Below are 21,903 nucleotides of genomic sequence, written 5' to 3' on the forward strand. Positions count from 1 at the left end.
TTGCTCCTTGTCGACGGCGGACCGCCCCGGCTTGCCGGCCGGGGCGGTGCCGCTCGTACGTGCTCAGTACCGACGGACCGCTCAGTACTTGCGGTCCGGCAGAGCGGCCTTGGCCTGCTCCTGGGTGAACGTGGTCTCCTCGGTGACCACACGCTGCTCCACCGTCTCGCCGGCCTTGACCTTCTTGGCCAGGTCCATCAGCTGTGGGCCGAGCAGCGGGCTGCACTCCACGATGTAGTTGATCTTGCCCGCGGCGAGCGCCGTCATGCCGTCCTTGACCGCGTCGACCGTGATGATCTTGATGTCGGTGCCGGGCTTCTTGCCGGCCGCCTCGATCGCCTCGATCGCGCCCAGGCCCATGTCGTCGTTGTGCGCGTACAGCACGTCGATGTCCTGGTGGGCCTTGAGGAAGGCCTCCATGACCTCCTTGCCGTCGGTCCGGGTGAACTGACCGGTCTGCGAGGCGATGACCTTGAACTTCGGGTCGGCCTTGATGACCTCGGCGAAGCCGGCCTTACGGTCGTTGGCCGGGGCCGCGCCGGGCGAGCCCTGCAGCTCCACGATGTTGACCGGCTCGGGCTTGCCCTCGTACTCCTTGACCAGCCACTCGCCGGCCTTCTTGCCCTCGAGCACGAAGTCGGAGCCGATGAAGCTCTTGTACAGCGTCTTGTCCTGCGAGTCCACCGAACGGTCGGTGAGAATCACCGGGATGTTCGCGTCCTTGGCCTCCTTGAGCACGGTGTCCCAGCCGGACTCCACGACCGGCGAGAAGGCGATCACGTCGACGCGCTGGGCGATGAAGGACCGGATCGCCTTGATCTGGTTCTCCTGCTTGCCCTGGGCGTCGGAGAACTTCAGGTCGATACCGGCCGTGGCGGCCGACTCCTGGATCGACTTGGTGTTCGCCGTACGCCAGCCGCTCTCGGCGCCGACCTGGGAGAAGCCCATGGTGATCTTGCCACCGCCGCCGCCGCTGTCGCCGCTACCGGCGTCGTCACCGCCACCGCATCCCGCGAGGGCGCCGACCGCCAGCGCGCCGGCCAGGACCGCAGCGGACCATTTCTTGAGCACAACGTCCTCCAGGTATCTCACTTGTTAGCGTTCACAATCTGAACTTCGCGAAGCTGGTGTTCAATTGACAGGAAGGAGAGCGACCACCCCGCAACGTCCGGGGGTGGGAACGCGCGGAGCAGCCAGACGACAGCCACACCGCTCAATGCAGTGGCTCCCGTCACACGGTGCGTTTCAGGAGTGTTACCGTTCCCAATCCCGGCGTCAAGAGATCGTTCCGTATCGTGACCCAGAAAGCACCGAGCGGTCGCCGACACCGAGGTCAGGGGCACTGTTCGGAAACTTGAAAGAACTACACTGTGGCCGACACCGGTGCGGGAGCGACAAGGGGAACTGCGTGCCATCGAAGAAGCCGGCGGCGGTCATGCGTGACGTCGCCAAGCTCGCGGGCGTCTCTCACCAGACGGTGTCGCGGGTCCTCAACGAGCACCCCAACGTCCGGCAGGAGACCCGCGCCCGGGTGCTGGAGGCGATGGAGTCGCTGGACTACCGGCGCAACCTGGCCGCCCGTACGCTGGTCACCCGCCAGTCGCACACGCTGGGCATCATCGGCTTCGAGACCACTCTGTTCGGGCCGGCCTCCATGCTGTACGGCATCGAGGACGCCGCCCGCACCGCCGGCTACCTGGTCAGCATCGCCACCTTCCGCAACCTGGAACGCCGGCCGGTGCTCGAGGCGGTCGACCGGCTGCGCCAGCACGCCGTGGACGGCATCATCGCCATCGCCCCCAAGCACGCGGTCACCGACGCCCTGACGCAGGCCCCGGCCGGCCTGTCCTGTGTGGCGGTCGGCGGGGCCGGCGGCGGCGACGGGGTCCCGACCGTACGCGTGGACAACGCCGGCGGCGCTCAGCTCGCCACCCGGCACCTGCTGGACCTGGGCCACCGTACGGTGCACCACGTCGCCGGGCCGGGCGACTGGCCCGAGGCGCAGGAGCGCATCGCCGGCTGGCGCGAGACCCTGACCGCGGCCGGCGCCGAGGTGCCGCCGATCCTGCCGCAGTCCTGGAACGCCGAGACCGGCTACGTCCAGGGTCAGGCGCTGGCCCGGGACCCGGCGGTGACGGCGATCTTCTGCGCCAACGACCGGATCGCCCTGGGCGTGCTGCGGGCCCTGCACGAGGCCGGCCGCAAGGTGCCCGAGGAGGTCAGCGTCGTCGGCTTCGACGACATGCCCGACTCGGGATACTTCCTGCCCCCGCTGACCACGGTGCGCCAGGACTTCGCCGAGCTCGGCCGGCTCAGCCTGGCCCTGCTGCTGCAGCACATGGCCGGTCCCGAGTCCCCGGCCCATGTCGTGGTCACCCCCGAGCTGGTCGTGCGGGCCAGCACCGCCGCCCCGCCCAAGCGCCGGTCCCGCCGGTAGGCGCGGCCGGACACGCGGAGGCCCGGAGCGCTTCCGCGCCCCGGGCCCCCTCGTCTCACGCGGTGGTGCAGCTCAGGTTCTGCACCGTGGCCGGCACCGATCCGGTACCGGTGAAACCGAACGTGGTGTGGCTGTTGGCCGCGATCGAGCCGTTCCACGACTCGTTCGACACCGTGGCCAGGGATCCGCTACCGGAGTACTTGCCGCTCCACAGCTGACTGACCGTCTGCCCACCGGGGAACGTCCAAGACACCTTCCATTTGCTCACCGGCGTGGTGCCGGCATGGACCATGACCTCGCCCTGGAAGCCACCGCCCCAGGAGCCCGTGACGTTGTACATCGCGGAGCAGCCGCTGTCGGTGCCCGGCGGCGGGGTGGTCGGGCCGGGCGGCGGGGTCGTCGGGCCCGGCGGCGGGGTCGTGGGGCCCGGCGGCGGGGTGGTCGGGCCAGGCGGCGGGGTCGTCGGGGTGGTCCCGTCACCGATGCCGGTCACCTGTCCGTTGCCACCGTCGAAGTTCACGTCCGAGCAGCCGTAGAAGGTCTCCTGGCTGTCCGACCGCGACCACACCGAGTAGATGATGTGCTTGCCGCTCTTGTTCGAGGGCAGCCGCGCCGTCCACGAGTAGCGGCCGTCGTTGGTGCCCGGGCCACCGATCGACTCGGGGTTGACCACCTGCGAGAACGGGGTGGACTCCAGGTCGCTCCAGGCCAGCGGCCGGGTCGGGCTCCAGCTGTCCTTGGTGACGTACAGCGAGAACGTGCCCGGGTGCTTGGCCCAGTTGTTGTAGTCGAACCGCAAGCTGGCGCCCGCCGTGAGGTGGGTCTCCGGCCAGTCGGTGCGGGCCGCGTTGTAGGCCGTGAAGTTGTACGGGCCCCCGGTGCCGCCGCTGCACAGCTGGCCGTCCGGGATGAAGCCGGTCGTCCGGCCGCCCCCGTCCGAGCGCAGCACGGCGAACCAGTTGTAGAGCGGGGTGGTGCCGCCCTGGGCCACCGCAGCGGCGCAGGCCGGGTTCTTCGGGACGATGCCGCCGTTGGATCCGGACAGGCCGTCCTTCCAGCAGAAGTAGGTGCGGCTACCGGGGACCATCATGGCCCCGTGCGCCTGCGCCTGCGACTGCACCACGGTCACGCCGACGCCGGTGGCGAGCAGCACCGCGGCCGCGTACAGGAGTTTTCTCTTCATCTCGGTCCTCTCAGCCGTTCGGGAAGAGGCGGGCGAAGTCCGCGTAGCCGGTGGCCACGTCGACCTGGGCCCAGAATCGGTGGTAGTTGAAGGTCGGGGCCGGGCCACCGTTGAGGTAGGCCTCGAGCTTCGGGTAGTCCGGGTCGTTCTTGTAGAAGGACCGGATGTCCAGGAAGGACACGCCCGGCTTGATCTCGTCGCCGTTCGGCATCTTGCCGCTCCAGCCCGGCGGGATGTAGATGCCCTGACCGGTGGCCGCGTCGTAGCGGTCGTCCATCCGGTTGTAGTCGGCCCGGGTCTCGGCGACCGAGACACCCTTCGGGTCCTTGTACGCCCAGATCGCGTCCAGCAGGCCCTTGGCGGCCGCCTTGGCCTCGGCGTTGCCCGACTTGGCGGCGTAGTAGGTGAGCAGCTTGGCGTACGAGCCGGCCACACCGAGGTCCTGGCCGTAGCTGGTGACCTCGACGTGCAGGTTGGTGTTGGCGGCCGGGCTGGCCGCGTTCCAGGTGGCCGGCGCGCCGGTCCACTCCATGTCCGACGGGATCCGGAAGCTGGTCGCCGTCAGGGTGGTGTGCGACAGCGCCCACGGCACCCACTTGTCCAGGACCGCCTTGGCCTTGGCGTTGCCGGTCAGGTAGTAGTACTCCGCCAGCCGCTCCAGCGACCAGGTCTGCATGCCGAACCAGCGGTTCGACGGCGGGTCCTCGTACACCGGGGCCTCGACGTAGGCCAGGTCGTAGAAGGTCGGCGTGCCGGCCGGCGGCGCCGAGTAGTTGCCGTTCCAGTTGTTCGTCGCACCGCCGGCGATGGCACCCTCGGACGACTGCAGCCACTGGTAGAACTCGACCTGCCGGTTGAGGCTGGCCGCCCAGTCCGCCTTGGCGGTCGGTGACTTCGGGGTGAACGCCGTGTTGTTGGACAGCACCCACGCGGCCATCGGGTTCTGGTAGCCGAAGTGGTTGTGGCTGGAACCGATGCGCCAGGCCCAGCCGGCCGAGGTGTCGGTCGCGCCGCCCCACGCGTAGTACCAGGACATCAGGTTGTTCGAGCTGTTCTTGCCCGAGCCGGCCGGGCAGGACTTCGAGGTGCAGCCCGGCGTCTTGAAGTACTTGTCGTAGAACGAGTACCGCAGGTAGTCACCCATCTTGGCGGCGTTGGCCACCGCGGTGGAGACCTGCGCCTGCTTGCCCTGCTCGGTCGCCCAGGTCAGCGCCCAGTAGGCGGCCTGCACGGCACGGGCGTCGGCGTCCGGCGCATTGGTGTACTTCCACTGCTTGGCCGGGGCGTTGGTGTCCTTGGTGAACAGGTCCAGGTAACCGTTGGGGCCACCGTGCTTGAACGTGTCGCAGGACGGCTGCGGCACGGTCTCGAAGGTGGACTCCTGCGGGCCCCGCTGGAACGTGTTGATGTAGACGTTCTTGCTGGTGCCGTCACCGCAGCGGCCGAAGCCGTAGACGTTGTCGACGTCTAGCAGCCAGTGCATGCCGTAGATGTCGGAGGTGCCGTACGCGGCCTTCAGCTCATTGGCCAGCGGGTCGCTGCCGACCGTGACGCTGGGCTCCAGCTGCGACGGGTACTGCGACGGCAGCGGGTACTCCGATGCGTACGTGGCCGGCTTGCTGGGGTCGTACTTGTCGTTGGTGGGCTGGTCGGCGTGCGACGGGATGATGTACTTCTCCATCGTCGTCCACGCCGCGTTGAACGGCGCCCAGTCACCGCTGACGCGGCCCTGCTGCGCCTCCAGCCACAGCCAGTAGCTGAACGCCTCCGAGGTGGTCTCGTGACCGTGGTCGGGCGCCTCGTCGATCAGCGTCTCGATCGAGTGGTACGGCACGCCGTCCGGGCTGAAGTAGCCGTTGGCCGGGTTCTTGATGTCGCTGTAGAGCTGCGCGAACCGGGCCTGGGCGTCGCCCGCGCGGGCCACCGTCACCGCGACACCGGCGGCCGTGTGGCCGGTCGCGGTGGCCGAGATGGTGGCGGTCGAGTTGAGAGCCGCTGCGGCGGTCGCCGCGACGGTCACGGTCTGCGCCGTGTTCCAGTTCGCCGGGGTGAACGTCAGCGACGCGGGCGTCGCCGACACCGTGGTGGCTCCGGTGGTGCGGGCGATCGCCACGGTCGTGTCGGCCGTCGGCGCCTTGGAGAGGGCCACCTTGAAGGTCGCGGTCTCACCGGGAGCGACGGTCAGCGAGGTCGCGTCGGCGACGACCGCCGGCGAGGTCGAGGGGTCGACGAACACCGGCACGTCGGCCGTCGCGCTCTTCGCCCCCGTCGAGTCGAAGGAGATGGCCTGCAGGCGGTAGGCCGCCGTCTGGGACGGGACGCTGTCCCAGGTGTACGCGTACGGGGCGGTGGTGTCGGTGCTCAGCAGCAGGCCGTCGTGGTAGAACTCGACCTTGCTGATGGTCCGGCCGCTCGTCGCCGTGGCGGTCGCCGCGATCGGGATCGAGGCCGGCGCGGTGAACCGGGTGTTGGCCGCCGGGCTGCTGATCGACACCGTCGGTACGGCGGCGGTCTGGTTGCAGGCGGTGCCGTTGAGGGTGAACGCCGTCGGGACCGGGTTGGCCGAGCCGAAGGTGCCGTTGAAACCCGTGCTGACCGAGGCGCCGGTGCCCAGCGTGCCGTTCCACGCCACGTTGGAGACCGTCACGTGCTGGCCGCTCTGTGCGTACGTGCCGCTCCAGCCCTGGCTGACCTTCTGCGCCGCGTCCGGGAAGTCGTACTCCAGCTTCCAGCTGCTCAGCGGGTCACCGGAGTTGGTGATGGCGATGTCACCGGTGAAGCCGCCGCTCCATTGGCTCTGGACACGGTAGACGACCGTGCAGCCGGCGGCCGCTTGCGCGGGCGACGACCCGGCGACGACCAGGCCGGCGGCGAGTAACACCGCAGCCGAGGCCGCTAGACCGCGTCGATAACGCGATCGGGTGGACAGGGGGGATCTCATCGCGGGTCCTTCCTGGGGGTGGGGCGGGTCATGACGTGGCCGCACAGGTGATCGGCGACGGAAGGGGGTTGGTGCCGGTGGTGGTGGCGAGGAAGCCGAACGTGGTGGTCGCGTTCGCGGCCAGCGCGCCGTTCCAGCCGGCGTCGCGCACGGTCACGGCCGTGCCGGTCTGACCGCCGGTGCCGCCCCAGACCTGCGACACGACCTGGCCGGAGGAGTAGTTCCAGCCGACGGACCAGTTCTTGGTGGGCGTGCTGCCGCTGTTTCTGACCGTCACCTCGCCTTGGAAGCCACCGCCCCACGAGCCGGTGATCTTGTAAGTGGCGGCGCAACCGGAGGCAGGCGGCGGCGTGGACGGCGGCGGGCTTGCCGAAGCCGAGGCGGACGGGGTCACCGGCGGTGGCGTGGACCCGCCGGTGCGGTCGGCGTAGAGGATGCCGCGGCCGTTGGTGCCGAGGTAGACCCGGCCGTACACCCGGGGGTCACCGGCCAGCGCCTCGCCCGCGTTGCCGTACTGGTGGGCGTCGTCGTTGATCCGGACCCAGGCCGAGCCGCCGTCGTCGGAGCGGAACACCCCGGCCACGCCGCCGACCGTGCCGATCGTGAAGAGCGCGGGGTACCCGGCGCCCGGTGCGGCCTTGCCGGTGGAGACGTTGATCGCCTTGCTGACGCCCGCCACCGCCGTGAACGTCGTCCCGGCGTCGGTGGAGTGCAGCAGGCCCGTCTCGCCGGCCAGCCACACATCTCCGCTACGCCCGGCGACGGTGTGCAGCTTGACGTTCCCGCTGGCCGGTACGGTGGCCGCCGAGGCGGTGAAGGTGGCGCCGCCGTCCTTGCTGACGTAGACCTTGCCGGCCGCGTACCCGTAGAAGCTCTTCGGGTCGGCCCGGTCGCTGACGATCTCGGCGCCGGCCGGGATGCCGGTGGACGCGGTCCAGGAGCTGCCGCGGGTGGTCGAGTAGTGCACGCCGGCCCCGGCCGGAGCCCAGACCACGGCGTTGGCGTCGGCCCCCACGGCCACCTTGCCACCGCCGGTGACGCCCGCCGGTTCCTGGCCGTTGTACCAGGTCTTGCCCCCGTCGTTGGAGACGCCGAGGTGCGGCGCCGCGTCGGCGTTGCCGGCCCGGACGAAGAAGGCCGGGCTCAGCTCGGCGAAGTCCAGGCTGGTGTTGCTGCCCAGGCTCGGGGTGTCGTGGAAGCTCGCCGGCACGGTGTCCAGGTCGGCGTGGTGGAATCCGCCGATGTCACCGAGCGCGCTGACCAGCGGCGCCCCGGACGGCGGGCTGGCCAGGTCGAGCACCGCGGTCTCCTCGAGACCCTCGGCCATCGGCCGGATGGTGAACGTGGTGTTCCGGTCCCAGTTGGTCAGCTGGGTGGTGCCGTAGACGGTGGCACCGGTGCCGTAGAGCAGCCGGTCGGAGTCCAGCGGGTCGATCTCGACCGACTCGTTCATCCAGCCGAGCTTGGGCGTGGCCTCGGGCGGCTGCGGGCTGGCGTTGAAATCCAGCCACGGGTTGGCCGAGATGTCCATGGTGTAGCGCTTGGACTGGCTCGGATAGCTGGTGAAGTCCCAGATCCGGGTCCAGGTGGCGCCACTGTCGGTGCTGCGGAAGAAGATCGCGTCCGGCCACCAGGAGATCTGGGTGGCGACCATCAGCGTGCCGGGCCGCTGCCGGTCGACGGTCAGGCCGGAGTAGCCGAAGTAGAGGTCGTCACCGGCGCTGAGCTTGACCGGGCTGACGTCGGTCCACTCCCCCGTCACCGTGTTGAGCCGCGAGACCTGTCCCTTGCCACCCTCGTACGGGCCGCCGGTGTCGCTGGTGGCCACGTAGAGGTAGTGGTTGACCGAGTCCAGGACCCCCTTGTGCGGGATGTAGCCGGTGGGTTGCCCGGGGACCCGCGCCCAGGTGGCCCCGCCGTCGGTGGAGCGGTAGACGGGGTTCTCCTTGTCCGCCACGCCGACGTAGACGTCGCGGCTGACGTCGTCGAACGTGACCCAGGTCAGGCCCTGGTTCTGGCTCAGGTAGCCGTTGGCGTCGGCCGGGTCCTGCACGTAGTTGCCGGCGTTCGGGAACGCGGTGACCTTGGCCCAGGTGACGCCGTGGTCGGTGCTGCGCCAGAGGCCGTTGCCGCCCTCGGCGGCGTAGTAGACGCGGCTGTGGTCGTGCGGGTCGATGGCCAGCCGCTCGCCCATGCCGCGGCCCGGCATGTTGCCACCGTTCTTGAACGGCAGCGTGGTGATCTGCCAGGTGGCGCCGCGGTCGGCCGAGCGCAGGATCGCGCCGTTGTTCGGATCCCAGCTGTTGGTGTACATGCCGACGGCCGCATAGACCCGGTCAGGATCGACCGGGTCCGTCGCGATGCTCGTGACGCCGTTGTAGCCCCAGTTCTCCTGGCCCACCCAGTCCAGGAGCGGCACCCAGTTCTGCCCGGCCTGGTTCCACCGGTACGCGCCGCCGATGTCGGTGCGCGCGTAGATCAGGTTCTTCTCGGTGCGGTTGAAGATCAGGCCCGGCACGAAGCCGCCGCCGTCGATCCGGACGTTCTTCCAGCTGTACGCGTCGACAGCGACGGCCGCGGTGGCCGGCCGGGGCCGGTCGGCCGCGGTGGCCACGAAGCTCGTCACGCCGATGAGCAGCGCGGCGGCGGCCACCGTGGTGAATCTGCGTCGTCGCAAAGGGGTTCCTCTCCGGGCACGGCTGGGACGCCGCGGATGCGCCATCGACGGTCATGAACATGGGAGCGCTCCCATGAATGTGGGCCGTTGACATTTCGTTGTCAAGAGCCGGAAACAAATGACCCTTCGGTCACGCCATGGTTTCCGCCGTGTTGACAAGCACTGAACCGAGTAGGTAGGAAGATGTCGGTCGATCGATCGTGGGAGCGCTTCCGACATCGATGGAGGACCATATGAGACCCAGATCCACGCGACGCAGACTTCTCGGCGGCCTGGCCGCCTTCCTCATCGCGGTGACCGGCCTGGTCACCGTGGCGGCCCAGCCCGCGCAGGCCGCGGCCGGCTTCACCGTCAGCGGCAGCCGCATCCTGGACGCCAACGGCAACACGTTCGTCATGCGCGGCGTCAACCACGCCCACACCTGGTACCAGGACCGCACCCCGCAGGCGCTGGCCGACATCAAGGCCCTCGGCGCCAACACGGTGCGGGTCGTGCTCGGCAGCGGGCAGCGCTGGGGACCTGACAACGCTGCCAACGTCTCCGCCGTGATCACCCAGTGCAAGGCGAACCGGCTGATCTGCGTGCTGGAGGTGCACGACACCACCGGGTACGGCGAGCAGGCCGGCGCCGCGACCCTGGCCCAGGCGGTCGACTACTGGATCAGCATCAAGAGCGCGCTCGCCGGCCAGGAGCGCTACGTCATCCTCAACATCGGCAACGAGCCGTACGGCAACACCAACGCCGCCGGCTGGGTCGCCGACACCAAGGACGCGATCGTCCGGCTGCGCGCCGCCGGCTTCGAGCACTCGATCATGGTGGACGCCCCGAACTGGGGCCAGGACTGGTCCTTCACCATGCGCGACAACGCGGCCTCGGTGTTCGCCGCCGACCCGCAGCGCAACACCATCTTCTCGGTCCACATGTACGGCGTCTTCGACACCGCCGCCGAGATCAACGACTACCTGGGCCGGTTCATCACCGCCGGGCTGCCCATCGTGGTCGGCGAGTTCGGCCACAACCACTCCGACGGCGACCCGGACGAGGACACCATCCTGGCCACCGCCCAGGCCCGCGGCATCGGCTATCTGGGCTGGTCGTGGAGCGGCAACGGCGGCGGCGTGGAGTACCTGGACATGGTCACCGGCTTCAACGCCGCGGCGCTGACCTCGTGGGGCCAGCGGCTGTTCAACGGCGCCAACGGCATCAAGGCGACCTCCCGGGAGGCGTCGGTCTTCGGCGGCGTGCAGCCCACGACCCCGGCGACCTCACCGCCGACCTCACCGCCGGTCTCGCCCACTCCCAGCGCGTCGACCCCGCCGCCCACGGGCAAGGCGTGCACGGCCACCTACACGGTCGGCGGCCAGTGGGGCGGCGGCTTCCAGGGCGCGGTCACCGTCAAGGCCGGCAACGCCGCGATCGCCTCGTGGACGGTGACGTGGACCTGGCCCAGCGGCCAGCGCTTCACCAACACCTGGAACGCCACGGTCACCACCTCCGGTGACGCGGTGACCGCCCGCAACGCCCCGTACAACGGTGCGCTGGCGGCCGGCGCGAGCACCAGCTGGGGCTTCACCGCCAGCTCCACCGGGACCAACACCGCGCCGACCGTCACCTGCGCGGCTGCCTGACCCCGGCCGGCACCGCCGTTCCCTGACCGCACCAGTCACCACCGCCGCCTGCGCGGCCGCCTGACGCCCCGTGCCAACCGGGGTTCCCACAGCGGCCCGGTCCGTCACCCCCGGACCGGGCCGCTCCTCGTTCGACCACCCCCGCCACGGACGTGCCGCCGGCCATACGGCCACTGTTCCGGACCTGTACGCCATGGGATTTCGCAGTGTCCTCACGCTGGAGGAAGGCGGTCACTGCTGCGGCGTGAAGTTCCCGCTCACCTTCGCGTCCTTGCCGTCCCCGGTGACCTTCGCCCGGTAGCTGTCGGCCGTCGGGGGCCGCTTGCCGGCGGCGTGGTTGAACTGCCCCGCGAACGTGTACTTGCCCGGCGCGAGCGTGGCGCCCGGCCGCAGCGTGAAGCGGAAGACCAGGTGCTTGCTGGTGCGGTTGATGCTGATCGTCAGCAGCTCGGTGGAGACCGTGGTCCACTTGCCGGTCTCGGCGACGCCCGGGGTGAGCGCGACCTCCACGGTCACGTCCAGGGCGGTCAGCTTGCGGGCCGACTCCAGCGTCACGCTGTCCTGCGACCAGCCGTCGCTGGTGTTCGGGTCGAGCTGGCCGGTGGAGCTGAGGTAACCGTCGCGGTCGGTCTCGGCCGGGCGGCTGGACGGCGTGGCCGGGGTGGTCGACGCCGGGGACGACGTGCCCGTGGTGGTACGGGGTGGTTTGGGCGCCGTCGACGTCGCGGTCGCGGTGGACGGCTTGGGCGCGCTCGTGGTGGCCGGCGCCGGAGTCGTGGCCGGTACGGCCGAAGGGGCCGCCACCGGGGCGTCGTCCACCTCAGGCTCCCGGCTGCTCAGCCGTACCCCCGCGACGGCCAGCACCAGCACCACCGCCACGGCCAGCGCCGCCGCGGCCGGACGCACCAGCGCGAACAGCCGGTCGATCGGGCGGCGGGCGTACGCGGCGCGGCCCTGGGCTATCCGGTCCAGCATCGCCTGCCGGTCCGGCCGGTGCCGGTCGGCCTCCTCGCGCAGTGCCGTGCGGAGGTCACGCTCGTCGTGCTGACGCACTCAGTCCTCCCGTCGTCACTGGCAGATCCTTCAGGTACTGGCTGAGCTGGGCCGCTCCCCGCGACGTCAGGCTCTTGACCGCGCCGACCGAGATGCCGAGGATCTCGGCGACCTCACGCTCCGGCACGTCGAACGCGTACCGCAGCACGACGCACTCGCGGCGGCGCAGGGGCAGGTGCCGCAGGGCGGCCCGCACGTCGAGCACCGCGGGGGTGTCCGGTTCCGCCCGGTCCCGGCGCAGCAGGCCGAGCCCGAGCAGCCCCAGCCGCTCCCGGCTCTGCCGCTTGATCCACTGCCGGGCCAGGTTGGCCAGGATGCCCCGGGCGTACGCGATCGGGCTGTCCGCCGCCTGGACCCGCTCCCAGTGCCGCCACACCTCGACGAACGCGTCCGCGGCCAGGTCGTCGGCCACGCCGGACTCCCCCGTCACGAGGTACGCCAGCCGTGAGAGGTCCGCGTGGTGCTGCTCGAAGAAGCGCCGGAAGGCACGCTCGTCGTCCAGGTCCGTCACACGTTCCTTTCCGGTCATCGGTGCGGGTGGAGGCCGGCTGCCCCGGCTGTGGGGGTAAACGGAACCGGAGCAGCCGGGGTTCAGTGGATCGACACGAAATACTCCGAGGTACGGGGGACGGCGTCAAGAAACCCGCGAGGAGGCCGGGTGAGGTCCTGATGGAACGGCCTCCTCGCAGGTCACTTGCCCCCTAGTGGGCGCACGGCGGCAAAAGGTTGCCGGCCCCGGCGAAGTTTTTTCTCCCGCGGCATCCGTCGCTCAGGACGGGCGGCGCAGGACCGTCACGCCGCGGGGTTCCAGCAGGTCAGGGTGGCCGTGCAGGACCTCGCCGGGCAGGCCGGCCAGTTCGACCGGTTCCGCCGTCCGGTTGATCAGGAAGTGGAAGTCGCCGCGGACCGCCAGCTCCACCCGTCCGCGCAGCTCCGCCGGCAGCTCGCTCGGCACGCCGGCCCGGCTGAGCAGGTCGCGCAGCACCGGCGCCAGGCCGTCCGGGCCGAGGCGGGTGGAGACGTACGCCGCCGAGCCCGGGCCCACCGTGCGCCGGGTGATCGCCGGCGTGCCGCCCTTGTACGACGCCAGCACCTCCACGTCCGGCCCGGTGACCGTGATGCCGTCGGTCCACACCGTGCCGGTCAGGCCGTTGTCCAGCTCGGCCCGCTCGTCGTCGGCCAGCGGGGCGAACTCCTCGATCCGGATGCCCAGCAGGTCGCGCAGCGGTCCCGGGTAGCCGCCCAGCCAGACGTGGTCGTGCTCGTCGACGATGCCGGAGAAGTACGTGGTCACCAGGTGGCCGCCGCCGGACACGTACGCCTCCAGCCGCTCGCCCAGGGCGGCCGGCACGACGTGCAGCACCGGGGCCACCACCAGCTCGTAACCGGTGAGGTCCGTGCCGGCCGGGACCACGTCGGCGCGTACGCCCAGGTCGAGGAACGCCGAGTACCAGTCCAGGGCCTCCTGGCGGTAGCGCAGCCGGTCCGTGGGGTGCGAGTCCTGCTCGCTGGCCCACCAGGAGGTCCAGTCGAACAGGATCGCCGCGCGGGCCGGGGTCTGCGCCGTACCCGCGACCGGGGCCAGCTGCCGCAGCGTCTCGCCCAGCCGGACCACCGAGCGGTAGACCTCGCTGTCGGTGCCGGCGTGCGGCAGCATCGCCGAGTGGTACTTCTCGGCCCCGGCCCGGGACTGCCGCCACTGGAAGAAGCACACCGCGTCGGCGCCGTGCGCCACGTGGGTCAGAGAGTCGCGGGCCAGCTCGCCCGGTTTCTTCGCCACGTTGATCGGCTGCCAGTTGACCGCGCTGGTCGAGTGCTCCATCAGGAACCAGGGCCGGCCGCCGGCGATGTGCCCGGTCAGGTTGGCCGAGAACGACAGCTCGTCCTGGGCCCGGGGGCCGCGCTGGACGTAGTGGTCATTGGCCACGAAGTCGACCTCGGCCGCCCAGTCGGCGTAGTCCATCGGCTTCTGCTCGCCCATCACCATGAAGTTGGTGGTGGCCGGGATCTGCGGGGTCAGCTCGCGCAGCACGTCGCGTTCGGCGCGCAGGTAGTCCTTGAGCGCGTCGGAGGAGAACCGCTTGAAGTCGAGCTGCTGGGTCGGGTTGGGGTGGGTGGCCGCCTGGCGGGGCGGCAGGATCTGCGCCCAGTCGCTGTAGTGCTGCGACCAGAACGCGGTGCCCCAGGCGGCGTTCAGCGCGTCCAGGTCGCCGTAGCGCTCGATCAGCCAGGTGCGGAACGCCGCCGCCGCGTCGTCGGAGTAGTCGTAGACGTTGTGGCAGCCCAGCTCGTTGGAGATGTGCCAGGCGGCCAGGGCCGGGTGGTCGCCGTAGCGGGTGGCCATGGTGCGGACCAGCCGCAGCGCGTGCTCGCGGAAGACCGGAGAGGTCGGGCGCCAGTGCTGGCGCCCGCCCGGCCAGATCGTCGCGCCGTGCGCGTCGACCGGCAGGATCTCCGGATGCTTCGCGGTCAGCCACGGCGGCGGGGACGCCGTCGCCGTGGCCAGGTCGACCGCGATGCCACCGGCGTGCAGCAGGTCCATGACCTCGTCGAGCCAGCCGAGGTCGTACTCGCCCTCGGCGGGCTCGAGCCGTGCCCACGAGAAGATCGCGAGCGAGACGATGGTGACGCCGGCGGCCTGCATGGCCCGGACGTCCTCGTCCCACGTGGAGCGCGGCCACTGCTCCGGGTTGTAGTCGGCGCCGTAGGCCAGGGCGGGTGCCCGGTCGTGCAGGCGCAGCCAGCGGTAGGGGGTTTGCACGCGATCTCCTCGGGGGGACGTCACTTGACGGTGAAGCCCTGCTCGTTGCCGTACTTCGCGGACTGGTCCTGCCACGCCTTCAGGCCGTCGGCCAGCGGCGTCGCGGACACGTAGGACTTGCCCACGGTGTCGTTGAAGATGCTGTTGGCGTACACCTGGAAGGGCAGGTACGACCAGCCCGGCACCACGTTCTGGGCGGACTGGGCGAAGATCTCGTTGGCCTTCTGGCCGCCGAAGTACTTGAACTCGGCGTTGAGGAACTCGGGCTTGGCGATGTCGGCCGTGGTGGCCGGGAACGCACCCTCCTTGATCCGGGAGTCCTTGCCCTCGTCGACCGCCGCGTACTTCAGGAACGCGTAGGCCAGCGCCTTGTCGGCGGACTTCTCCGGTACGGCGAGCGAGCTGCCGCCGTTCTCCGCGCTGGCCTTGCCGCCGGCCTCCCACTGCGGCATCGGGGCGACGCGCCACTTGCCGGACGCGGCCGCCGCGCCGGTGACCAGGTTGCCCGGCATCCAGGCGCCGGTGGGCAGGCTGGCGATGGTGCCGTCGCCGAGGGCCTTGAACCACTCGTCGGACCACGGCGGGATCGACGCGACCAGCTTCTCGGTGATCATCGGCTGCCAGGTCTGGGCGAACTTGGCCGAGCCCGGGTCCGCGAGGTTGATGGTGACGTCGGTGCCCGAGGTCTGGAACGGCTTGCCGCCGGCCTGCCAGATCATGCTGGTGGTGAAGCCGGCGTCACCGCTGTCGCCGGTGATGTAGACCTTGGGGTCGGCCTTGTGCAGCTTGCGGGCGGCCTCGACGTACTCCGCCCAGGTGGCGGGCACGGTGATGCCGTGCTTGTCGAAGACCTCCTTGTTGTAGAACAGCGCCATCGGGCCGGAGTCGATCGGCAGGGCGTAGACCTTGTCGGCGCCGAGCGTCACCGCGTTCCACGGGCCCGGGGTGAAGGTGCTCTGCAGACCGGACGCGCCGTATCCGCCCACGTCGGCGATCGACATGGCCAGAGCGAACTGGGGCAGCGCGTAGTACTCGATCTGCGCCACGTCGGGCACGCCGCTGCCGGCCGCGATGGCGTTCTGCAACGCCGTGTACTGCTTGTCGCCGGTGCCGGCGTTGACCAGCTCGACCTTCACGTTGGGGTATTTGTTCTGGAAGGTGGAGACCACGTTCTTGAGCGTGTTGTCCCACGCCCACACGGTCAGGGAGCCGCCCTTGGCCAGCGCGGCGTCGACATCGGCCGCGGAGACGTTGCCGCCGGACGTACCGGTGCCGGAACTGTCGTCGTTGCCGCCGCAGGCGGCCAGCGCCAGCGTCGCGGCGGTCGCCGCGGCGACCACCTTGAGGAATCGTGTCATCTGGTGTCCTTTCGGGGGAATGTCATTCTTTGACGCTGCCGGCCGCCAGGCCGGACTGCCAGTAGCGCTGCAGCAGGAGGAACGCCGCGAGCAGCGGCAGGATCGTGAGGAGCGATCCGGTGATGACCAGGTTGAACACGGCCTCGCTGCCGGCCGTCTGGGCCTGCTCGTTCCAGGCGTTCAGGCCGATGGTGAGCGGGTACCAGTCCGGGTCCTTCAGCATGATCAGCGGCAGGAAGTAGTTGTTCCAGGTGACGACCATGTTGAAGAGCAGCGCCGTGACGATGCCGGGACCCAGCAACGGCACGGAGATCCGGAAGAAGGTGCGGAACTCCCCCGCCCCGTCCACCCGGGCGGCCTCCAGCATCTCGTCCGGGACGGCCTGGGCCGAGAAGGTCCACATCAGGTAGAGCCCGAACGGCGAGACCAGGGACGGGATGATCACCGACCACGGGGTGTTGGTGAGGCCCATCTTGCTGAACATGAGGAACGTCGGCACGGCCAGCGCGGTGCCGGGCACGGCGACGGCCCCGATCACGATGGCGAAGACCGCGCGCCGGCCGGCGAAGGCGAACTTCGCCAGGCCGTAGCCGGCCAGGGTGGCCAGCAGGGTCGCGCCGCCCGCGCCGACCACCACGTACATCACGGTGTTGCCGAGCCAGCGGAGGAAGACGCCGTCGTCGTAGGTGAAGGTCTGGCGCAGGTTCGACCAGAGGGCGAACTCCCCGTCGGCGAACCACAGGCCGAACGAGGACAGCAGGCCCTGCTGGGTCTTGGTCGCGTTGATGACCAGCCAGACCAGCGGGATCAGGCTGTAGACGGCCACCAGCCCGGTCAGCAGCGTCAGCGTGGTGCTGCGCCGCGGGGCCCGGCGGTACGGCCGGACCTTCCTGCGCGGGGCGGCGGCGGTACGCCCGGAGGACGACGACTGCACTGTGGTGGTCATCAGCTCTCCCTGGTGCCGCGCAGCTGCACGACATAGGCGATGACCATCGTGATCAGGCCCATGATGATCGCCACGGTGGCCGCGTAGTTGTACTGCTGGCCCGAGAAGGACAGCTGGTAGGCGTACATGTTGGGGGTGTAGCTGGTGGTGAGCACGTTCTTGGCCAGCGGGCGCAGGATGGCCGGCTCGTTGAAGAGCTGGAAGCTGCCGATGACCGAGAAGATGGTGGCGATCACCAGCGCGCCGCGGATGGCCGGCAGCTTGATCGCCGTGATGATCCGGAACTGCCCGGCCCCGTCGATCTCGGCGGACTCGTAGAGCGAGGCCGGCACCACGCGCAGCGCGGAGTAGAAGATCAGCATGTTGTAGCCGACGAATTCCCAGGTGACGATGTTGCCGATGGAGGCAAGGGCCAGGCTGCCGCTCAGTGGGTCGGGCAACGTGACGTTCAGCGCGTCGTTGATGTTGCCGACCAGGCCGAACTGGGGGCCGTACATGAAGCCCCACATGAGCGTGGCGACCACGGCGGGCACCGCGTACGGCAGGAAGATCGTGACCCGGAAGAACGCCTTGCCGAAGAGCCGGCCACTGTCGATGGCCAGGGCCACCAGCAGGGCCAGGATCAGCATGATGGGCACCTGGACGACCAGGAAGAGCGTGACCCGGCCGAACCCGGACCAGAACTGCGTGTCCTGCAGCGCCTGGGTGTAGTTGTCGAGCCCCACGAACGAGTTCCCGCCGACCAGCCGGTTGCGGTACAGGCTCAGGTAGATCGAGTATCCGATCGGGGCCAGGAAGACCAGGGCGAAGACCGCCATGAACGGGCCGACGAATTTCCAGCCGGCCCAGGAGCGGCGTTTCCGGCCCACGACGAGGGTGTCGGCCATGCGTTGTCATCCTTCCCGCCGCTCGGCCGGTGCCGCAGCGACTCCCGGATGTTTGCGTTAACATCACGCTCCGCACGAGCTCCGCCAGCCGATGTCTCATGGAGATGAGCGAAGAGATGTTTACGTAAACATCGGGGTGATAGTTTCACTGCGTTTCCGGCTCGTCAAGAAGGAGTTGCCAACGATGACCGCTGGCCGAACCCGCCGCCCGGGACGAGGGGTCTCGATGGCGGACGTCGCCCGGCTCGCCGGCGTCTCGTCGCAGACGGTCTCGCGCGTCTCCACCGGACACCCCGGCGTGGTGGAGTCCACCCGCCAGCAGGTGCTGGCGGCCATGCGCCAGCTCGGCTACCGCCCCAACAGCGCCGCGCGGGCGCTGAAGCGGGGCGAGTTCCGCACCCTCGGCGTCATCCTGTTCACCCTGGCGACCACCGGCAACAGCCGCACCGTCGAGGCCATCGCCGGCTACGCCGCCAAGGAGGGGTACGCGATCACGCTGATCCCGGTGGCGGCGCCGACCCAGGACGGCGTGCTGGGCGCGTTCAGCCGGCTCGGCGAGCTGGCGGTCGACGGCATCATCGTGATCATGGAAGTGCACCTGCTCGACGCGGCCAACCTGAACCTGCCGCCGGGCGTGCAGGTGGTGGTCGTGGACTCCGACGCCGGTGACCGCTACCCCGTGGTCGACACCGACCAGGCCGACGGCGCCCGCCAGGCCGTGCGGCACCTGCTCGAGCTGGGCCACGAGACGGTCTGGCACGTGACCGGGCCGGCGGAGTCGTTCGCGAGCGAGCGCCGCACCCAGGCGTGGCGCCGCACCCTGCTGGAGGCGGGCCGCGCGGTGCCGCCGGTACAGCGCGGGGACTGGACGGCGGATTCGGGGTACCGCGCCGGGCTGGCGCTGGCGGCGGAACCGGAGTGCACCGCGGTGTTCGCGGCCAACGACCAGATGGCGCTCGGTCTGCTGCGGGCGTTCCACGAACGCGGCCGGACGGTCCCGGGGGACGTGAGCATCGTCGGCTTCGACGACATCCCGGACTCGTCGTCGTTCATCCCGCCGCTGACCACGGTGCACCAGGACTTCGCCGAGGTGGGCCGGCGCTGCGTGCAGGGCCTGCTGCGGCAGATCCGCAACGAGCCGGAAGGCCCGGGAACGGTGCTCGTGCCGACCCGCATGGTGGTGCGGGCCAGCACCGCGCCCCCCGGTTCCCGCCGCGGCTGACCCCCGGGCCGGGCCCGGCCACGGTACGGTGCAGCCATGTCGGCACAGGGCGTACGGCCCACGGCGTGGTGGCGCCGGTGGGCGAGCCTGCCGGTCCTCGTGGCGCTGCTGTTCGTCACGACGGCCGTGGCCGCCGGCGCCGAGACACCGACGGCGAGTGGCCCGGGCCGCGTACCGATGGCGCTGCAGGCCGTCAGCGCCTCGGCCCAGCCGGCGATCGGGCACGGTCTCGATGTCAGGTTCGCCGTCCGCGACGCGTCGGGCATCGCCGCACCCCTGCTGGGAGCGCTCGCCTGGCTGCCGACCCGGGCCGGCACCGGTGTCGCCGCGTGGTGGCAGCAGCGGCAGGACGTCGACGGGCACCGGGCGCAGGCGCGCCGGGAGACCTACCCGGGCCGGGGACCCCCGGGACGGCGAGCGGTAGACGCCCCGTCCTGATCCCGGCGCGCGGTCGAGCGCGCCACCCTGCCCGAGGAGAAACCCCATCGTGACGCGCGCTACTGCCGTGCGCGCATTTCTCGCCCTTGTCGTGCTCGTCGTATCCGGGTGGCTCGTCGCCACCCGGCCGGCGCGGCTCGGGCTGGACCTGCGCGGCGGAACCCAGATCGTGCTCCAGACCCGTGACGGCGACCAGAGCAAGGCCGACGCCGCCACCACCGACCAGGCCATGGAGGTGCTGCGCCGGCGGGTCGACGAACTCGGCGTGGCCGAGCCGAGCCTGGTCCGCTCGGGCGACCGGCGGATCATCGTCGAACTGCCCGGCGTCACCGACCCGCGCGAGGCGGCCGAGGTCATCGGCCGGACCGCGCAACTGACCTTCCGGCCGGTCCTGGGACCGGCCGCCTCGCCCACCGCGACCCCGGCGACCGGTGAGCTGGTCCGGCCCGACGAGCGCGGCAACCCGCTGCGGCTGGGGCCGGCGGCGCTGTCCGGCCGGCAGATCGACGGCGCACAGGCCGGTGTGCAGCCACCGGGTGGCTGGGAGGTGGCCGTCGAATTCGCCGGGGACGGCGCCCGGGACTGGCAGCGGCTGACCGCCGCGGCCGCCTGCTCCCCCGTGGGCGACCCGGCCCGGCGGGTCGCCATCCTGCTGGACGACGAGGTGATCAGCTCGCCCGAGGTGAGCCCGGAGGCGACCTGCGAGGTCGGCTTCGCCGGGGCGGCCATGCGGATCACCGGCTCGTTCGGCGCGGCCGAGGCCCGTGACCTCGCCCTGTTGATCCGGGCGGGCGCGCTGCCGGTACCCGTGGACATCATCCAGCAGCAGGTGGTCGGGCCCACGCTGGGGCGGCAGGCGATCGAGGCGTCGGCGCAGGCGGCGCTCATCGGTGCCCTCCTGACCATCGCGTTCATCGTGGCGGTGTACCGCGTGGTCGGTGCGCTGGCGGCGGTGGCGCTGGTGGCGTACGGGTTGATCTCCTATGCCGCGCTGCTCGCGATCGGCGCCACCCTCACCCTGCCCGGCCTGGCCGGGTTCGTACTGGCCATCGGGATGGCCGTCGACGCGAACGTGCTCGTCTTCGAACGGGCCAGAGAGGAGTACGGCGGCCGGCCCACCCTGCGCAGCGCGATCCGGGGCGGCTTCGCGCGGGCCTGGTCGGCGATCATCGACTCCAACGTGACCACGCTGGTCGCCGCCGCCCTGCTGTTCCTGCTCGCCTCCGGCCCGGTACGCGGCTTCGGCATCACCCTCGGGATCGGCGTGCTGGCGTCGATGTTCACCGCGCTGGTGCTGACCCGGCTGCCGGCCGAGGCCCTGCTGCACCGGCGGTGGCTGGTCCTGCGCCCCCGGTGGAGCGGCATCGCCCACGCCGGCCGGGTGCGCCGGGCCATCGAGTCCCGCGGCCCGGACCTGATGGGCCGCCGGCGACTGTGGCTGGCCGTCTCGGCGGCGGCGGTGCTGCTCGCGCTCGGCGGCGTCGCCACCCGCGGGCTGAACCTCGGGGTCGAGTTCACCGGCGGCCGGATGGTCGAGTACACCACCAGCCGGCCACTGTCGACGGATGCGGCCCGGGCGGCGGTGGCGGCCGCGGGTGTCGACCGGGCGGTGGTCACCCAGGTCGGCCAGGGCAACGTCTCGGTCCGGGCGGGCACCTTCGACGACGCCACCGAGCAACGGGTACGCGACTCGCTCGGCACCGCCGGCGGTGGCGACGTCGAGCCGGTGCGCGACGACAAGGTCGGGCCCAGCCTGGGCGCCGAACTGCGCGACAAGGCGCTGCTGGCGCTGGCGATCGCTCTGGGCGCGCAGATGGCGTACCTGTCGGTGCGGTTCCAGTGGCGCTGGAGCGCGGCGGCGGTGCTGGCGATGGTCCACGACGTGGTCATCCTGATCGGGGTGTTCGCCTGGCTCGGCAAACCCGTCGACGGGGTGTTCCTGGCGGCGGTGCTGACCGTGGTCGGCTACTCGGTCAACGACTCCGTGGTGGTCTTCGACCGGATCCGGGAGCTGGTCCGCGGCCAGCGCAAGATCAGCCCCAAGCTGCGGGTGCCGTTCCCGCGGCTGGCCAACACGGCGTGCCTGCAGACGGTCCCGCGGACGGTCAACACCGGGCTGGGGGCGGTGTTCATCCTGGCCGCCCTGGCCATCCTGGGCGGCGCGTCGCTGGTGGACTTCGCCGTGGCGCTGCTGGTGGGAATCGTGGTGGGCACGTACTCGTCGGTGTTCCTGGCCACGCCGCTGGCGATCACGTTCCGGTCCCGCTGAACCGGGCAGCGGGGTGGGCGCCGCGGGGCGCCCGCCCCGCTGTGCCGCGCGATAGGGTTCCGGCCACCGGCTGATGCTCCGCCGGCAGCGGAAGGACGAGCCC

Annotated in this window: 15 protein-coding genes; 5 read left to right on the plus strand and 10 right to left on the minus strand. The window is 70.9% G+C overall.

Translation table 11 applies throughout. The features are described from left to right. Positions 1 to 81: 81 nt before the first annotated feature. Entirely contained in the window at positions 82 to 1,092 is a 1,011-nt protein-coding gene (locus tag Aau02nite_RS14765) for an ABC transporter substrate-binding protein (protein WP_438841133.1), read from the minus strand. Between the two features lie 343 nt (positions 1,093 to 1,435). On the opposite strand from Aau02nite_RS14765, the gene Aau02nite_RS14770 reads away from it, so the two are divergent. Beyond that, positions 1,436 to 2,437: a LacI family DNA-binding transcriptional regulator gene (locus Aau02nite_RS14770; protein ID WP_212989072.1), complete on the plus strand. Its 1,002-nt coding sequence runs from the start codon at positions 1,436 to 1,438 to the stop codon at positions 2,435 to 2,437. Positions 2,438 to 2,492: 55 nt separating this feature from the next. Here the strand turns inward: Aau02nite_RS14770 and Aau02nite_RS14775 are convergent, their stop codons facing one another. The 3 genes from Aau02nite_RS14775 to Aau02nite_RS14785 are packed head-to-tail and all read right to left on the minus strand — an operon-like array spanning position 2,493 to position 9,238. Then, entirely contained in the window at positions 2,493 to 3,620 is a 1,128-nt protein-coding gene (locus tag Aau02nite_RS14775; protein WP_212988980.1) for a lytic polysaccharide monooxygenase, read from the minus strand. 10 nt (positions 3,621 to 3,630) lie between these two features. Continuing rightward, a complete protein-coding gene (locus Aau02nite_RS14780) occupies positions 3,631 to 6,561 on the minus strand; it encodes a glycoside hydrolase family 48 protein (protein WP_212988981.1) in 2,931 nt (976 codons plus the stop codon). Positions 6,562 to 6,589: 28 nt separating this feature from the next. Then, positions 6,590 to 9,238, minus strand: a complete 2,649-nt coding sequence (locus Aau02nite_RS14785; RefSeq protein WP_281420988.1) for a cellulose-binding domain-containing protein — start codon at positions 9,236 to 9,238, stop codon at positions 6,590 to 6,592. Between the two features lie 233 nt (positions 9,239 to 9,471). Between Aau02nite_RS14785 and Aau02nite_RS14790 the strand changes: the two genes are divergently transcribed. Beyond that, positions 9,472 to 10,866 carry a cellulase family glycosylhydrolase gene (locus Aau02nite_RS14790; RefSeq protein WP_212988983.1) on the plus strand — a complete coding sequence of 465 codons (1,395 nt, stop codon included), beginning with the start codon at positions 9,472 to 9,474 and terminating at the stop codon, positions 10,864 to 10,866. A 231-nt stretch (positions 10,867 to 11,097) separates the two neighbouring features. On the opposite strand, the gene Aau02nite_RS14795 is transcribed toward Aau02nite_RS14790, so the two are convergent. The 6 genes from Aau02nite_RS14795 to Aau02nite_RS14820 all read right to left on the minus strand — a co-directional run bounded on the left by Aau02nite_RS14795 (position 11,098) and on the right by Aau02nite_RS14820 (position 17,871). Beyond that, positions 11,098 to 11,919: a hypothetical protein gene (locus Aau02nite_RS14795; protein WP_212988984.1), complete on the minus strand. Its 822-nt coding sequence runs from the start codon at positions 11,917 to 11,919 to the stop codon at positions 11,098 to 11,100. After that, positions 11,897 to 12,448 carry a SigE family RNA polymerase sigma factor gene (locus Aau02nite_RS14800; protein ID WP_212988985.1) on the minus strand — a complete coding sequence of 184 codons (552 nt, stop codon included), beginning with the start codon at positions 12,446 to 12,448 and terminating at the stop codon, positions 11,897 to 11,899. Before Aau02nite_RS14800 ends, Aau02nite_RS14795 begins: the two co-directional genes overlap by 23 nt. 240 nt (positions 12,449 to 12,688) lie before the next feature. Next, a complete protein-coding gene (locus Aau02nite_RS14805) occupies positions 12,689 to 14,680 on the minus strand; it encodes a beta-galactosidase (RefSeq protein ID WP_212988986.1) in 1,992 nt (663 codons plus the stop codon). A gap of 20 nt (positions 14,681 to 14,700) precedes the next feature. Continuing rightward, positions 14,701 to 16,038, minus strand: a complete 1,338-nt coding sequence (locus Aau02nite_RS14810) for an ABC transporter substrate-binding protein (protein ID WP_212988987.1) — start codon at positions 16,036 to 16,038, stop codon at positions 14,701 to 14,703. A gap of 22 nt (positions 16,039 to 16,060) precedes the next feature. Then, positions 16,061 to 16,984 (minus strand): carbohydrate ABC transporter permease, encoded by a 924-nt coding sequence (locus Aau02nite_RS14815; protein WP_212988988.1) that lies wholly within the window; start codon positions 16,982 to 16,984, stop codon positions 16,061 to 16,063. Next, positions 16,984 to 17,871, minus strand: a complete 888-nt coding sequence (locus Aau02nite_RS14820) for a carbohydrate ABC transporter permease (RefSeq protein ID WP_212988989.1) — start codon at positions 17,869 to 17,871, stop codon at positions 16,984 to 16,986. Before Aau02nite_RS14820 ends, Aau02nite_RS14815 begins: the two co-directional genes overlap by 1 nt. A gap of 184 nt (positions 17,872 to 18,055) precedes the next feature. Here Aau02nite_RS14820 and Aau02nite_RS14825 point away from each other — a divergent pair, with 184 nt between their 5' ends. Genes Aau02nite_RS14825 through secD form a run of 3 tightly spaced genes read left to right on the plus strand, consistent with a single transcriptional unit; the run spans position 18,056 to position 21,800 of the window. Beyond that, positions 18,056 to 19,093, plus strand: a complete 1,038-nt coding sequence (locus tag Aau02nite_RS14825) for a LacI family DNA-binding transcriptional regulator (RefSeq protein WP_212988990.1) — start codon at positions 18,056 to 18,058, stop codon at positions 19,091 to 19,093. Between the two features lie 36 nt (positions 19,094 to 19,129). Next, positions 19,130 to 19,531 carry a hypothetical protein gene (locus Aau02nite_RS14830; protein WP_212988991.1) on the plus strand — a complete coding sequence of 134 codons (402 nt, stop codon included), beginning with the start codon at positions 19,130 to 19,132 and terminating at the stop codon, positions 19,529 to 19,531. 49 nt (positions 19,532 to 19,580) lie between these two features. Then, the gene (gene secD, locus Aau02nite_RS14835) at positions 19,581 to 21,800 is read left to right on the plus strand and encodes a protein translocase subunit SecD (RefSeq protein WP_212988992.1); all 2,220 of its coding nucleotides are present in this window, start codon (positions 19,581 to 19,583) and stop codon (positions 21,798 to 21,800) included. Positions 21,801 to 21,903 lie beyond the last annotated feature (103 nt).

The organism is Actinoplanes auranticolor (assembly GCF_018332655.1).
GTDB lineage: Bacteria > Actinomycetota > Actinomycetes > Mycobacteriales > Micromonosporaceae > Actinoplanes > Actinoplanes auranticolor.